The organism is Pseudomonas sp. T8 (assembly GCF_024610635.1).
Taxonomy (GTDB): Bacteria; Pseudomonadota; Gammaproteobacteria; order Pseudomonadales; family Pseudomonadaceae; genus Aquipseudomonas; species Aquipseudomonas chlororaphis_I.
This window is the reverse complement of record NZ_CP102374.1, coordinates 12049-25580: the sequence shown is the minus strand read 5'-3', so window position 1 is coordinate 25580 and position 13532 is coordinate 12049. Positions and strand designations below refer to the sequence as shown.

12 protein-coding genes and 1 pseudogene are annotated in these 13532 nt (G+C 61.5%); 7 read left to right on the top strand and 6 right to left on the bottom strand.

Annotated elements, in window-relative coordinates; translation table 11 throughout:
- Positions 1–443: 443 nt before the first annotated feature.
- The 4 genes from NRG23_RS00115 to NRG23_RS00100 form a co-directional block, all read right to left on the bottom strand.
- Positions 444–1805: a TolC family outer membrane protein gene (locus NRG23_RS00115; protein WP_016703028.1), complete on the bottom strand. Its 1362-nt coding sequence runs from the start codon at positions 1803–1805 to the stop codon at positions 444–446.
- 38 nt (positions 1806–1843) lie between these two features.
- Positions 1844–3157, bottom strand: a complete 1314-nt coding sequence (locus NRG23_RS00110; RefSeq protein ID WP_028682164.1) for an HlyD family type I secretion periplasmic adaptor subunit — start codon at positions 3155–3157, stop codon at positions 1844–1846.
- Positions 3150–4925 (bottom strand): type I secretion system permease/ATPase, encoded by a 1776-nt coding sequence (locus NRG23_RS00105; protein WP_009049538.1) that lies wholly within the window; start codon positions 4923–4925, stop codon positions 3150–3152. The genes NRG23_RS00110 and NRG23_RS00105 overlap by 8 nt, the downstream gene beginning before the upstream one ends.
- A 547-nt stretch (positions 4926–5472) precedes the next feature.
- Positions 5473–6210, bottom strand: coding sequence for a FadR/GntR family transcriptional regulator (locus NRG23_RS00100; RefSeq protein ID WP_257373446.1), 738 nt, complete (start codon positions 6208–6210; stop codon positions 5473–5475).
- A gap of 396 nt (positions 6211–6606) precedes the next feature.
- Between NRG23_RS00100 and NRG23_RS00095 the strand changes: the two genes are divergently transcribed.
- The 7 genes from NRG23_RS00095 (at position 6607) to NRG23_RS00065 (ending at position 12067) form a co-directional block, all read left to right on the top strand.
- Positions 6607–7281 carry an amino acid ABC transporter permease gene (locus NRG23_RS00095; RefSeq protein ID WP_124313842.1) on the top strand — a complete coding sequence of 225 codons (675 nt, stop codon included), beginning with the start codon at positions 6607–6609 and terminating at the stop codon, positions 7279–7281.
- Positions 7282–7283: 2 nt separating this feature from the next.
- A complete protein-coding gene (locus tag NRG23_RS00090; RefSeq protein WP_257373445.1) occupies positions 7284–8018 on the top strand; it encodes an amino acid ABC transporter permease in 735 nt (244 codons plus the stop codon).
- A complete protein-coding gene (locus tag NRG23_RS00085; RefSeq protein WP_009049542.1) occupies positions 8015–8800 on the top strand; it encodes an amino acid ABC transporter ATP-binding protein in 786 nt (261 codons plus the stop codon). Before NRG23_RS00090 ends, NRG23_RS00085 begins: the two co-directional genes overlap by 4 nt.
- A 27-nt stretch (positions 8801–8827) precedes the next feature.
- Positions 8828–9781, top strand: a complete 954-nt coding sequence (gene lhpI / locus NRG23_RS00080) for a bifunctional Delta(1)-pyrroline-2-carboxylate/Delta(1)-piperideine-2-carboxylate reductase (RefSeq protein WP_257373444.1) — start codon at positions 8828–8830, stop codon at positions 9779–9781.
- A 101-nt stretch (positions 9782–9882) separates the two neighbouring features.
- On the top strand, positions 9883–10890 hold the full coding sequence (gene lhpH / locus NRG23_RS00075) for a trans-3-hydroxy-L-proline dehydratase (protein ID WP_257373443.1): 1008 nt from the start codon (positions 9883–9885) through the stop codon (positions 10888–10890).
- A gap of 101 nt (positions 10891–10991) precedes the next feature.
- Positions 10992–11801, top strand: coding sequence for a transporter substrate-binding domain-containing protein (locus NRG23_RS00070; protein ID WP_257373442.1), 810 nt, complete (start codon positions 10992–10994; stop codon positions 11799–11801).
- 74 nt (positions 11802–11875) lie between these two features.
- The gene (locus NRG23_RS00065; RefSeq protein ID WP_053269319.1) at positions 11876–12067 is read left to right on the top strand and encodes a tautomerase family protein; all 192 of its coding nucleotides are present in this window, start codon (positions 11876–11878) and stop codon (positions 12065–12067) included.
- A gap of 101 nt (positions 12068–12168) precedes the next feature.
- Here NRG23_RS00065 and NRG23_RS00060 read toward each other — a convergent pair.
- Together NRG23_RS00060 and NRG23_RS00055 are read right to left on the bottom strand one after the other, a co-directional pair.
- Positions 12169–12348 (bottom strand): annotated as a pseudogene (locus NRG23_RS00060) (EamA family transporter); the annotation flags it as partial.
- 151 nt (positions 12349–12499) lie between these two features.
- The gene (locus tag NRG23_RS00055) at positions 12500–13459 is read right to left on the bottom strand and encodes a GlxA family transcriptional regulator (RefSeq protein WP_028682157.1); all 960 of its coding nucleotides are present in this window, start codon (positions 13457–13459) and stop codon (positions 12500–12502) included.
- Positions 13460–13532: the final 73 nt, after the last annotated feature.

The window sequence follows — 13532 nt, the reverse complement described above, 5'->3', positions numbered from 1 at the left end:
ACCCGGGGTACAGGCAGATGTTGCGGAGGTTTCCCGAAGCCGGGCAAAGCTATTGAAACCACATAAATAAGAATAACTATCAATAGTTTGCATGTGCTGCAGGGCATCCGCGAGCCCTCAATTGAGTCTAGGCCAGCCCACTGTGCTGCCTGCCAACCCATCCGTCGGTCTTCGACTCAGGCCGGGTGCGGGTCACGTGGTCGATGCTCCCCCGAGGCGCCCTGCCCCCTGCAAATCAAGGTCTTAGGCTCGCTGCGGGGGACCTGCGGGCAGACTCGGATCCAACCAGGCTCGTCAATTAACAGACGAGTGGCGCGCGGATAAGTCAGTGTTTATTAAGGGCGTCAATTTATCGACGAAGCCGGCAGTGCCATGAAACCAGCGGCTCGACGCCGATCCCCCACAGAAGTGATTGGCCAGCCGGGACACCACTGTCCCGGTGTCTACTCCTGGTCCTCGATGCCAACGCCCATGGCCTGGCCGGCGCTACCGGGACTGAGCCAGGCATTCACATTCTCGACACTTTCCACCGGCGGTTTGCCCGCCCAGCGATTGAGGCTGAAGACGTTGCTGAGGAACTCGTATTGCGTCTTGAGCAGGTCGCGCCGGGCGCGGAACTCGTTGCGCACGCTGGCCAGTACATCGACGGCGTTGACCATGCCGTAGCTCAGCCCCTTCTCCGCCGCCACCCGGGACAGCTGGGCCGAGGCCAGGGCCGAACGGCTGGCGTCGATCTTCTCGCCGTTCGAATTGGCGGTCAGGTAGGCGCTGGTGATCTCCTTGACCACCCGGCGCCGGATCGCTTCCAGCTGCTGCTCGGCGACCAGTTGGTCCTGGTAGAGCCCACGGACCCGCGCCGAGGTCGAGCCGCCGCTGTACAGCGGCACCTGGACGCCGATGCCGGCGACATAGCTGTCGGTGCGTGGCGCCAGGGTATTGTTGTAACCCTCGTTGGTCTGTTGCGCGCTGAGGTTCAGGCTCACCGTCGGATAGTGCCCGCCCTTGCCACTGCGCAACGCTGCGTTGGCGGCTTCGGCGCCGCTCTCGCTGGCCTTGAGCGTCGGGTTCAGCTCCATGCCATCGCGTACCCAGGACTCCAGGCTCTGCGCCGAAACCCGCAGTTGCGCGTCGTTGCGAATCCGGTTGAGCTTCTCCTTGACCGGCCGGCCGACGATTTCCGCCAGCGCCTCGCGACTGATGCGGGCCTGGTTGCGGGCATCCAGCTCCTGGGCCGCGAGCAGGTCCACCCGGGCCTTGAGGTCGAGCTGGTCGGTAACCATTGCCATCTGCTTTTCGTACAGCGCATTGACCCGGTCCAGGCTCTTTTGCGTGGTTCGCCGCTCCGCCCGCACCAGCTCCAGCTCATCCTCGGCCGCCAGCGCGGTGAAGTAGCGCCGCGCCAGTTCCACCGCGGCCTCGGCCTGGGTATCCAACGCTTCGGATTCAGACTGCTTGGCCAGGCTCTTGAACTTCTGGTAGTTCTCCCACGCGGCCTTGTTGTAGAGGTACTGGCGCAGCACCAGGCTGTAGCTTTCGCTATCGAAACTGCGCTCCTGTATCAGGTCGTTTTCCTGGTGGATCCGGTTCGTCCCGGCATTCAGCGACAGTTGCGGCAACAGCGCCCCCAGCGCCTCGCGTTGATGCTCCTTGCCGGCCTGCGCTTGCGCAAAAGACGCCAGGACCTGTGGATCCTCCAGCCGCGCCTCGCGATACAACTGCATGAGGTCGGTGGAATAGGTCGAGGCGCTGACCCCGGTCGACGTTACCGCAGCGGTTTGCGCCAAGGCGGCCCCCGCTGCCAGCATGAATGCACTCCCTAGCAGAACTGACGGCGCTCCCACGGTCACTCCTCGATCATTGATTGAGACATCACATCCCGGGCCGGCTGCATCAGGTACTGCAACAGCGTGCGTTGCCCGGTGATGATCAACACGTCCGCCGGCATCCCCGGCAACAACTTGCGCTCACCCAAGGTGCGCACCCCGTGCTCGGTGACCCGGACCCGCGCCAGGTAATAGGCGGTCCCGGTCTTTTCGTTGGTCAGGCGGTCGGCCGAGACGCTGCTGACCTCGCCTTCGATCACTGGCGTGGTCGAGCTGTTGAACGCGCCGAAACGGATATCGGCGCGCTTGCCGATGCCGATGCGGTCGATGTCCACCGGCGCCACCTGGGCCTCTATGATCAGCTCGGAGACGGATGGCACGATGTCCAGCAAGGGCGTCGCCGAACGCACGACACCGCCGATGGTGTGCACCGTCATGCCGATCACCATGCCCGCGTCGGGGGCACGGATGACGATGCGGCTGAGGCGGTCTTCCAGGGCCGAGTTCTTCTCTTGCAGGTCGTAGATCTTGGTCTGCACCTCGGCCAGTTGCTTGGCCACGTCGGAATTGAAATCCTTGTCGACCTGAAGAATCTGCAACTGCGTTTCGTTGATCTGCAGGCGGGTCTTGTCGATGGTGGAACGGTGATCGGCCACCTCCGACCTGAGCATCCCCAGCTTGCGGTCCTGCTCGAGCAGGCGTTGCTTGTCGACGAACCCTTCCTTGAGCAACTCGGTCAACTCACCGATTTCACCGCTGTAGGATTTCTCCAGGCGCACCTTGACCGCGATCATCGACTCCAGGCCCTTGATCTGCTGGTGCAATTGGCCGATGCGCTCGCGCAGCACCGAGATCTGGCCCAGCCGCGAGCCGCGCCGCGCGTTGAATACCTGGGTCTCGCCCTGGCGCGCTTCCTCTCCTCGCACACTGGCGGATTCGGGCATCGCCCCAAAGTCGATCGCCGGCAACCCGTCGCGCTCGGCAATCAGCCTCGACTCCATGGCCCTGGCCGCGACCAGCAGGCCTTGGGTCGCCTCGTATTCGGAGCGCAGCTGGGCATCGTCGAGGATGATCAGCGGATCATCTTGCTTGACGATGTCGCCATCGTGGGCCAACACCGATTTGACGATGCCGCCTTCCAGGTGCTGGACCGTCTTGCGGTAAGTCTGCACGGTGACCACCCCCGGCGCGTAAGCGGCGCCATCCAGGGGCGCGAGCGCCGCCCAGGTGCCGAACAGGCCGAAGGTCACGCCGACAATCCCCATGCCCAGGCGGTGGGCCTTGCGATCGGATACCGGCAGGTCGGAGGAGCTTTCGATTTGACGATCAGGCATAGGATTCACCGCCATCGTCCTTACGGGCATCGATCGACGCCACGTTGGTCACCACCGGCACTGGCCCGGCATGTTTCGGGACCGGCGGTTGCTGCCCGCTGAGTTCGGCCAGCACTTCCTCGCGCGGCCCGTAGAGGCCGACCATCCCGGCTTTCATCACCAGCAGCCGGTCGAGTTGCGACACGATGTTGGTGCGGTGGGTAATCACGAACAGGGTCGCGCCGGTGTGCTTGATCTGCTGGATGGCGGCCGCCAGCGCGCGATCGCCGACCTCGTCGAGATTGGAATTGGGTTCGTCGAGAATGATCAGCCGCGGGTTGCCGTACAGCGCGCGGGCCAGCCCGATGCGCTGGCGCTGCCCTGCCGAGAGCATGACGCCCTCGCTGCCGATGACGGTGTCGTAGCCATCGGGCAACAGCAGGATCATTTCGTGGACGCCAGCGGTCCTGGCGGCCTGGATAACCTTCGCCGAATCGATCTCGGCGAAGCGGGCAATGTTCTCGCCGATGCTGCCCTCGAACAGCTCGATGTCCTGGGGCAGGTAACCGATATACGGGCCAAGCTCATGCTTGTCCCAGGTGCTGATGTCCGCGCCATCCAGCCGGACCACCCCATGCTGCGGCGGCCAGACGCCGATCAGCGCCCGGGCCAGGGTCGACTTGCCCGAGGCGCTCGGGCCGATGATGCCCACCACGCAACCGGCCGGTACGCTGAAGCTGATGTTCTTGAGGATCGGGGTTTTCGAACCAGGTGCCGCGACAATCAGGTTCTCGACCTGCACGTTGCCCTCGGGCGCGGGCAAGGACAGGCGCTCGGGTTGCGCCTGCTGTTTGCCGAGGATGTCGTTCAGGCGGTTGTACTGCGAACGGGCCGCGATAAAGCCCTTCCAGCTGCCGATCATCAGGTCGATGGGCGCCAGTGCCCGCCCCAGCAGCACGGCCCCGGCGAACACCAGGCCGGCCCCCACCTGATGGTCCACCGCCAGGTAAGCCCCCAGGCCGAGCACCAGCGATTGCACCAGCAGGCGGAAAGTCCGCGAAAGCGTCGTGACCATGCCGCCCCGGTCGCTCGCCAGCGATTGCAGCAGCAGAACGCTTCTTTGCCGGCGCCCCCAGCGATCCATCAGGGTTTCCAGCATGCCCATGGACTCGATGACTTCGGCGTTGCGCAGGTTCTTGGTGGTATGGAGGGTCGCGCCGATGTACTCCTTGTTGGCCTGGGCCAACACCGGCCCCGTGAGCTTCTCGTTGACGAAGGCGAGCACTATCAACAACAGCGCGCTGCCCGTCGCGACCCAGCCGAACCAGGGGTGGAACAGGAACATCACCGCGATATAGATCGGCAACCAGGGGGCGTCGAAAAAGGCGAACAGGCCGCTGCTGGAAAGAAACTGCCGCAAGCCCGTCAGGTCGTTGAGCGACTGGGCCGAGGCATCCATGCCGCCACTGTCCAGGGCCCGCTTGAAACTGGCCTTGTAGACCTGACGACCGAGCAGCACATCCAGCCGGGTACTGACCCGCACCATGATGCGCGAACGCACCCATTCCAGGGAGCCGAGGGTGATCACCAGCCCGGTCATGATCAGCGTCAGCATGGCCAGGGTGGTCAGGCTGCCGCTGGTCATCACCCGCCCATACACTTGGAGCATGTAGAAGGTCGGGACCAGCATCAGCGCATTGATGAAGAAACTGAAAAAACCGACGAAAACAAAGCTGTCTCGACAGACCTTCAACGCATTTTTCAGACTGTTTTCAGGTGTGCTTTGCATTGAAAACCTCTGCTCGAAAGGCCAGCCTTTGTGGAGCTTAGATCATGCCGGACAGCTGCGTGCAGCCATTGGCCGGTTCGCCTCGGGCACCCGGAATGGTCCCGCCAACGGCCCGGCGCGCAAGCATGCGCAAGCGCCCTGCGGCCTTGAGAGCAGAGGGCTCTGGCACGGGCGTTTGGAGGCATCGTGGGTCGCTGGGAAGTGGCCGCTGCAAGGGCGCCGCGGGATGCCGGAACAGGCCTTCCAGGCGCGCGACAGGGGCGCCGCACACCTGCTTCGCCCAGAAGAATCCGATTGTCGGTAGCGACAGGTGCAGTACACGCAGCGCCGGGGTATCCCGATTAGTCTAGTTACTGGATTGACTGGCCGATCTTGCGATGACCAGCGGTGCGCTCGCAGCGGATAACAGGTATGCGGGAGGGGTAGTTTTTGTGCGCAAGCGACTGACTTCGATCGCAGGGTTGCGGGCCAGAGAGTCACTCAGGTCAGCAAGCGGTCCGGGAACGACCGCTTCCTGGACCGGCTTGCCGGGCCTGGCGCCCGCCTGTCACTCGCGGGTGTTGATATCGCGCTGCACCCGCTTGAGGTGGTTTTCAACGTAGAAGGCCGCTGCCTCTTCGTCGCCGGAGACGATCGCCTCATAAATCAAACGATGCTCCGCCACATAGAGCTGGATGCGATTGGCATCGTATATGCCGTCGTCGCGCAAGCGATTCCACAACGGCTGCGCCATGCTCGCTGAAACCTCATCTGCGATTTTCACCATCAGCGCATCCTCGGTCATGACCGCGAGCTGACGGTGAAAAAGGCGGTCGGATTCGCTCCACAAGGCTTGCTGGCTTATGTCATTGACGTCCTTCACACCGGCCATCTGGGCCAGATAGTGCTCAGCCTGCGCATTGCGCTTGCCGCGCCTGGCCGCCAGTCGCGCAATAGCCGGTTCGATCAGAAGGCGTACCTCAAGAACGCTGTTGGGACTGAAGTCCGCTTCTGACCTGGAGGCACCCTGCATCGAGGGTTGCTCCATCACCCGCTCGGCAACGTAGGTGCCGGAGCCAAGGCGGGTCACCACCATCCCTTCATTCTGCAAGGCGCCTATCGCTTCACGAACAGCGGGCCGGCTCACCATGAAACGCTGTGCCAGGTCCCGCTCCGAAGGCAGGCGCGATCCGGGCAGGTAGGTGCCATTGATGATTCCCGCGCGAATTTCATCGGCCACTTGTTCGTAAATTTGCTTGGGGCGGAAATCGCTTTGCATATCGCTTGGGTTGCTTTTCAAGACCACCTTACCAATTTTTCAGACTTACCTTACAAACCGCTCTAAATCGGGCGTATCACGACCAATTTTCTGGTTTCCCTTATCAAACAGGTCGTTTTCCAAACCGAATCAGAACTTTCCGGGCCCTTCCATCGTTGCAACCTGCCAAAACTGGACGTAGGTTAGCCGACAACTGGAGCAAAAAACAGACCGGTATTCGCGATATCCGCCAGTCCTGCCCAGTGAAATAACCAGCCAACGCTTAATGCGGTTTCCATAAAACCAATTCCCCACAACCTTGTTGTGCAGAAGGCTCCAATGAATAACAAAAACATGAAGCTGAGAGTGGTCGGTTCTACGTTCGGGATTTCACATTCCCAGCCAGGGGCTCATTGCCCATTCACTCATCAATGAGGGCAGGACATGTCGTTATTGAACGAATACGGGGCGACGCTCCTTCTCGGCCTGGCGCTCACGCTGCTGCTCTCCGTGACCAGTTGGCTGGCCGCCTTCCTGATCGCCCTGGCACTCACGCTGTTGCGCATGACAAAAGTGCGGGCCCTGGAATTTCTGGTGCAGGCCTTCATCGAGTACCAGCGCAATGTCCCTCCACTGGTCCATATCTTCCTTTGGTACTTCGGGGTCGGCAGCGTACTGCCTGAGGCCCTCCAGGACTGGGTCAACGCCAACCATGGCGAGTTCATTTTCGCCGCGGTGGCCATTGCCCTCTACTACGGCGCCTACTTCGCCGAGGACATCCGCAGCGGCCTGCGCAGCATTGCGAAAGGCCAGCAAGAGGCCGCACGAGCCTTGGGCCTGAGCTACGCCGCAGCCATGCGCCGGGTAGTCCTGCCGCAAGCCCTGCGCGTCGCCATCGCCCCGCTTGTCAGCGGCACCGTGATGCTGGTGAAAACCACCAGCCTGGCCATGGTGATCGGCGTCATGGAACTCACGTACGTGACCAAGGAGATCTCCAGCGCCACCTTCCGCATCTTCGAAACCTACGCGATCAGCACCGTGATGTACGTAGTGGTCGCGCTCGGCCTGCTGTTCCTCGGCAACTGGTTGGGCCAGTGCCTGCGGATAAAGGGACGCTGATCATGCTCGATATCATCCACGAGTACTGGCTTCTGTTCCTGATCGGGGCTTACCCGAATGGTCCGCTGGGTGGCGTGGTTGCCACGCTGCTCCTGTCGATCACAGGTATCGGCCTGGCCCTCCCCCTGAGCGTGCTGCTCGCGCTGGCCCAGCTCAGCGGGTACAGGGTGCTTCGCTACCCGGCTTGCGCGGTGCGATACGTACTTCGCAGCATCCCGCTGGTCATGCTGATTTTTGCCACCTACTTCATCGTACCGATGATCCTGGGACGCCCCGTTGCCGGGTTCACGACCATGGCGGTGACCCTGGTGATCTTCCAGGCCACCTACCTGGCCGAAATCGTTCGAGCCGGCATCGAGGCGTTGCCGCGCGGCCAGGTGGAAGCGGCTGCGGCCCTGGGCATGGGCTACTGGACACGGACCTGCAGGATCGTCCTGCCCCAGGCGCTGAAGAACATGCTGCCCAGCCTGGTTGGCCAGTTCGTCACCACCATCAAGGACACCTCGCTGGGGTACGTCATCGGGGTGAATGAGCTGACCTACGCCGCCAACCAAGTGAACAGCAGCGTCCTGACGCAACCCTTCGGCGTCTTCCTGGTGCTGTCGCTCGTTTACTTCGCCATCTGCTTCACCCTGACACAGTCCGTTCGCGTGCTGGAGGCGCGTATCGAGCGCCGCAACTCCCGCACATTCCCCCTTCCCCGCGTCAGTACTTCCAATGAGCCTGTAGCGCAATGACGACCATGAAATCCATCGCCCGGCGCACCGGCGCCGAGCCCCAGGAAAACCTCATCATTCAATTGAGCGGCGTCGAAAAGTGGTACGGCGAGCATCGCGTACTGACGAACTTCACCGCCGCGGTCAAACGAGGCGAAGTCGTGGTCCTGTGTGGCCCCTCCGGGTCCGGCAAGTCCACGCTGATTCGCACCTTGAATCGCCTGGAGGAAATCAACGCCGGTACCATCCGTGTCAACGGACAAGACGTGCAGGGCAAGCGCGTCGACATCAACAGCCTGCGCAGCCACATCGGCTTCGTCTTCCAGCAGTTCAACCTCTTCCCCCACCTCTCGGTGCTGGAGAACGTCACTTGCGGGCCGCTCTGGGTCAACAAGGCCGATCGCCAGGCGAGCCTGGAGATGGCCCTGGAGCTCCTGGCCAAAGTCGGGCTCGGGCACAAGGCGGATGCCTACCCCAACCAACTGTCCGGCGGCCAGCAGCAGCGCGTGGCGATTGCCCGGGCGCTGGCGATGAAACCTCCGGTGATGCTGTTTGACGAGCCGACCAGTGCCCTCGACCCCGAGATGGTGGGCGAGGTGCTTGCCGTCATGAAGGCGCTCGCCAGTGAAGGCATGACGATGGTGTGCGTTACCCACGAGATGAAGTTCGCGCGCGAGGTCGCGGACGTCGTGTGGTTCATCGACCAGGGAGAACTCCTGGAGGTTGCCCCTCCGGAGGCGTTCTTCAGCGCGCCGAAACACCCCCGTGCCAAAAAATTCCTCTCCGATATCCACCGCCACTGAATGTCACTTTCCACCTGGAGCATCTGCATGAGTACTCGGTTCCCTGCTGCAACCGCACACAACGACGCCCCGATCATCATCTGTGACCGGGCCAGGACAGCGGCACTTCTGGACGTCAACAGGCTGGTCGAGGCCATCGCACAGGCAGCGCTGGAGTTGGCAGCCGGCCAAATCCACAGCCCGGAGCGAATGGTCGTCCCCTTGGGCGAGGCAGGAGTCATGCTGAGCATGCCCGCCACCGCCCAGGACATCGGCATTCACAAACTGGTCAACGTCCATCCCGGCAATACCCAACGCCAGCTTCCCACCATCCATGGCGCCGTGACCCTTTGCGACGCAGCCACCGGCCAGGTCATTTGCCTGCTGGATGGGCCGGAGCTCACCGGGCGCCGTACCGCCGCGGTGACGCTCCTGGCGATCCGCACCCTGCTCAAACGGGAGCCGCGGCAGATCCTGCTTTTCGGTACCGGCGTCCAGGCGCGCTACCACGTGCAGGCAATCCATGCGATCTATCCGCAAAGCACGGTGTGGGTACGTGGGGTGGATGCACAGGCAGCCTCGCAGTTCTGCACCGGCAATCGCCAGCTGCATGAGCACCTGGAGCCCTGTGGCCCTGATATTCCGGCTGAAGTGGACGTCGTCATCACGCTGACCACCAGCACCGAGCCGGTCTACAACGAGCCCGCCCGGGCGGGGCGAGTTGTCATAGGCGTAGGCGCCTTCAAACCGGAAATGGCCGAGCTGGGGAAAGTGACCCTGGACGCAAGCGACCTCTACGCCGACGACCCGGCCGGCGCCCGGCACGAGGCAGGCGACCTGCTGCAGGCCGGCATTGACTGGTCCCGCGTGAACTCGCTGGCCGACGCGCTCCGCAAGGACGTCGACACGTCTCGCCCCGCCGTTTTCAAGAGCGTGGGCACCGCAGCCTGGGACCTGGCCGCCGCTCGTGTGGCGCTTCAGGCGCTCGCCGCGGGCGAGTGAACGAACCCGGTCGCTGATAGCCGATCTCCCCCTCGCAAGCGCGGGCCGCTGAACCGGCCAGCGCTCTTGCGGATCGCTACATCTTCAAAAGGACTCTATCCATGCAAATTTCTCGCACCATTAGCACCGTCGAAGTCCATACCGGCGGCGAACCGTTTCGCATCGTCACCTCGGGTCTCCCGAGCATGCAGGGGAAAACCATCATCGAGCGCCGGACCTGGCTGCTGGAAAACGCCGATGAGATCCGCCAGGCGCTGATGTTCGAGCCGCGCGGTCACGCCGACATGTATGGCGGCTACCTGACGGAGCCCGTCTCCCCGAATGCCGATTTCGGCATCATCTTCGTGCATAACGAGGGGTACAGCGATCACTGCGGTCACGGCGTCATTGCACTCGCCACTGCCGCGGTGGAGCTGGGCTGGGTAACGCGGCAGTCTCCGGAAACCCGCGTGGGTATCGACGCGCCCTGCGGTTTCATCGAGGCCTTTGTGCAGTGGGATGGTTGCCATGCCAACGGCGTGCGCTTCATCAACGTCCCGTCCTTTATCTACAAGCGCGATGTGACGGTAGAGACGCCTACCTATGGCGCCGTCACCGGCGATATCGCCTACGGCGGCGCCTTCTACTTCTATACCAACGCAGCGCCCCATGGCCTGGAGATTCGCGAGTCGTCGATTGAAGCGCTGAAGCAGTTCGGCGCGGAGGTCAAAAAGGCCGCCAACCTGGCCTGCCCGGTCGTTCATCCCGACATTGCGGGCATCAACCATATCTATGGAACCATCATCGACGGCGCACCGCGCCATCCGGGATCGACCCAGGCCAACTGCTGCATCTTCGCGGACAGGGAAGTCGATCGCTCGCCGACCGGCTCCGGTACGGGCGGTCGAGTTGCCCAACTGTATCTGCGAGGTGAAATCACCCGCGAGGATGTGCTCGTCAACGAGTCCGTCATCGGGTCCGTCTTCAGCGCCAAAGTCATCGATGAAACCCGTGTCGGCGAGTTCTCCGCCGTCATTCCAGAAGTGTCCGGCTCCGCTTATATCTGCGGTTTCTGCAACTGGATTCTCGATGATCGGGATCCCCTGAAAAACGGCTTCCTGGTCCGCTAATCGCCCCCCTGGAAACAACGCGAACGGGTTCGTGTTGGCTCAACAGGCCATGCAAATTTCAGTACAAGAAATCTGAGGATGTCGCAATGAAACTTCGAACAGTGGTCCTGATTCCGGTGGTTGCAGGTTGCTTTTTTCTGGCCACGGCCCAGGTGCGTGCGGACCAGCTGGCTGATGTCAAAACCAAGGGGACACTGCTTTGCGGGGTCCTGGATATTTTCGAACCCTTTGGCTACACGGACACCGGCAGTCGAGCCGTCGTCGGTTATGACGTGGATATCTGCAATGCGGTCGCCAAGAGACTCGGCGTCAAGGCGGATATCAAGCCGGTATCCATCGAGGCGAGAATCCCCCAACTGCAACAGGGCCATATGGACCTGCTGGCAGCCGGCCTGGCGTACTCGGCACAACGCGCCGGGCAAATCGACTACTCGGATGCCTACTACGTCAGCCAGAACATTGTCGCGGCACGGAGCAGCCGAGGCTTCACCTCTATCGGCGATCTGGCGGGCAAGCGAATCAGCTTCGTGAAGGGCTCCATCAGCGAGAACTACATCAAGGAGCAGATACCCACCGCCACGGCCATCGGCTTCGAGGATGTATCGACGGCTTTCACCGCCCTGATGCAAGGCAAGGTCGAGGGTTTCAGCACCTCCGAAGAGACCTTCCATAAACTTGCCAGCCGTCTCGGCGCCAATGCATCCAGCTACGCCATCGTTCAGCCTGCCATCGGCCGCGAGGTGTGGGGGCTGGGGGTGCGAAAAGGCCAGAAGGCCATGCTCCAGGCCGTCAATGGCGCCTTGCAGGACATGGAAGCGTCCGGCGAAAGCCAGGCGATTTTCGACAAGTGGCTCGGCGCGCAAACCCTGTACAAGATGAATCGCTCGTTCGAGGTCGAACCCATCAAGTGAACGGAGAACAGCGCCGGACCTTCGCTGGTGGGCCGGCGCTCTCCTCCCCCCATCGTTTCGTTGAGGATGTCGTCATGCCCATTATCCGGGTCGAACTCCTGCCAGGCCGAACGCAGCAGCAGAAAGCCTTGTACGCCGCCGAAGCGACTCGGCTGGCCGCCGAAATCCTGAAGTGTGCGACTGAATCCGTCGACGTGATCTTTACCGAAACCGCCCCCCAGGACTGGGCCCGAGCTGGACGCCTGTACTCACCTGCACCCGACTAGCCCAGCCTCTCTAGCCGTTGTCAGGGGAGTTTCTGGGCATGAGGAACTGGCAATCCGCCCCTGACCACCGAGAGATTGCCAGCATTCAAAATGCCCATTGGTTATCTGCCCCATCCGAGAAGCCGTTCTACCGGCAATTTGGTGATGGCAAAGCCTGCCAGCAGCAACAGCGAATAGAGGATCAACTGTCGAGAGATGGGCGTGCCTTCGTACCAGGCGCCGAGAAGGACGGCGAATACTGGAAAGATGATGAATACGAACGACAGAATGACCGGGCTGAGACTCTCGGAGAAGTCGTCGATGAGTGGCTACGTCGACATCGCGATACCAATTGAACGACTGACAAGCATCAGGCCAACCACTCTGGATGTTCAAACGGTTGCCCATTTGTGCGGCAACAGATCGCTAATCCCGTTCGCCCGTTGAGTTGCACTACCTCAGTTGTCTCGGAGTCGCATTCAAGTGCTTCTTCAAGAGGCGGCGCAAAGCCGTTGGATCGCTGAAACCCACTTGCTCGGCGACAGACTCCACCGAGCATCGACTACTTTCCAGTAGCGCTCGCGCCTTATTCAACTGGACAGTTCGAATTAAGTGCAAAGGCCCATGCCCTGTAGCCTTGGATACCCGCCTGGATAGCGTTCGTGTACTCATTCGCATCTTTTCCGCCAGAGCATCAACACTCACCGGCATTGGAAGCGACACCTCGACATGAGCAATCAGCTGCGCAATCAGCTCACCATGTGCCATCAACGCCGGCACCATAAAGGGTGATTGCAACTGCCGCTGATTTAGAAGCAAAGCTTTGGCCACTGCGGCGACCAGTTCCGGACCAAAACGTTGGCCGATCAAGTGCATCAATAAATCGGTGTGCCCCAAGGCTGCGCCCGCAGTAACCAGGGGAGCATCCTCAATCACCATACGGTCCGGGTCGACGTTACAGCAACCTGCCGCTAGCTGCCGCAATGTGGCGGCCAGCCACCAAGTCGTCGTAACCGTTTTCCCTTCAGTCAGTCCAGCTGCGTGCAAGAGAAATACGGCTGAACATGACGCCGCAACAGTCCCGCCAGCGGCCACATGCTGACGTAAAGCGGCCAGCACTGACTCAATCTCAGGCTGCAGCAAACTCGACTCCAACTCAGTCGAATCATCAACATCCAACCCAGGAAGAATCCAGCAGGCTCGTCCATCAGACGGGAGTGTCAAACTCTGAGTGAGCAGACTCAGACCTCCACCTAATGAAATGGGCCCCTCTACTGTTGAGCAGACAATCCAGCGCGGCTCTGGCAAACCTAACCGTGGCGCCAACTTTGATGCAGTTGAAAGTATGTCCAAGGACAACGTGACACTGGAGGCAAACGCCCCAGGGGGGACAACAACAATGAAATCGTTCATTGGCCGATTCTGCACGAAAGATGTCTGATCAGCCAATTCCGCCTCAAAGCGGATAACGCTTCAATGGTGTCCC

What these genes read in the sequence shown, in the direction of transcription:
- NRG23_RS00115 (WP_016703028.1), bottom strand. Translation starts at nt 1,805, where the DNA reads ATGCTGGCAGCGGGGGCCGCCTTGGCGCAAACCGCTGCGGTAACGTCG.
- NRG23_RS00110 (WP_028682164.1), bottom strand. Translation starts at nt 3,157, where the DNA reads ATGCCTGATCGTCAAATCGAAAGCTCCTCCGACCTGCCGGTATCCGAT.
- NRG23_RS00105 (WP_009049538.1), bottom strand. Translation starts at nt 4,925, where the DNA reads ATGCAAAGCACACCTGAAAACAGTCTGAAAAATGCGTTGAAGGTCTGT.
- NRG23_RS00095 (WP_124313842.1), top strand. Translation starts at nt 6,607, where the DNA reads ATGTCGTTATTGAACGAATACGGGGCGACGCTCCTTCTCGGCCTGGCG.
- NRG23_RS00090 (WP_257373445.1), top strand. Translation starts at nt 7,284, where the DNA reads ATGCTCGATATCATCCACGAGTACTGGCTTCTGTTCCTGATCGGGGCT.
- NRG23_RS00085 (WP_009049542.1), top strand. Translation starts at nt 8,015, where the DNA reads ATGACGACCATGAAATCCATCGCCCGGCGCACCGGCGCCGAGCCCCAG.
- lhpI (WP_257373444.1), top strand. Translation starts at nt 8,828, where the DNA reads ATGAGTACTCGGTTCCCTGCTGCAACCGCACACAACGACGCCCCGATC.
- lhpH (WP_257373443.1), top strand. Translation starts at nt 9,883, where the DNA reads ATGCAAATTTCTCGCACCATTAGCACCGTCGAAGTCCATACCGGCGGC.
- NRG23_RS00065 (WP_053269319.1), top strand. Translation starts at nt 11,876, where the DNA reads ATGCCCATTATCCGGGTCGAACTCCTGCCAGGCCGAACGCAGCAGCAG.
- NRG23_RS00055 (WP_028682157.1), bottom strand. Translation starts at nt 13,459, where the DNA reads ATGAACGATTTCATTGTTGTTGTCCCCCCTGGGGCGTTTGCCTCCAGT.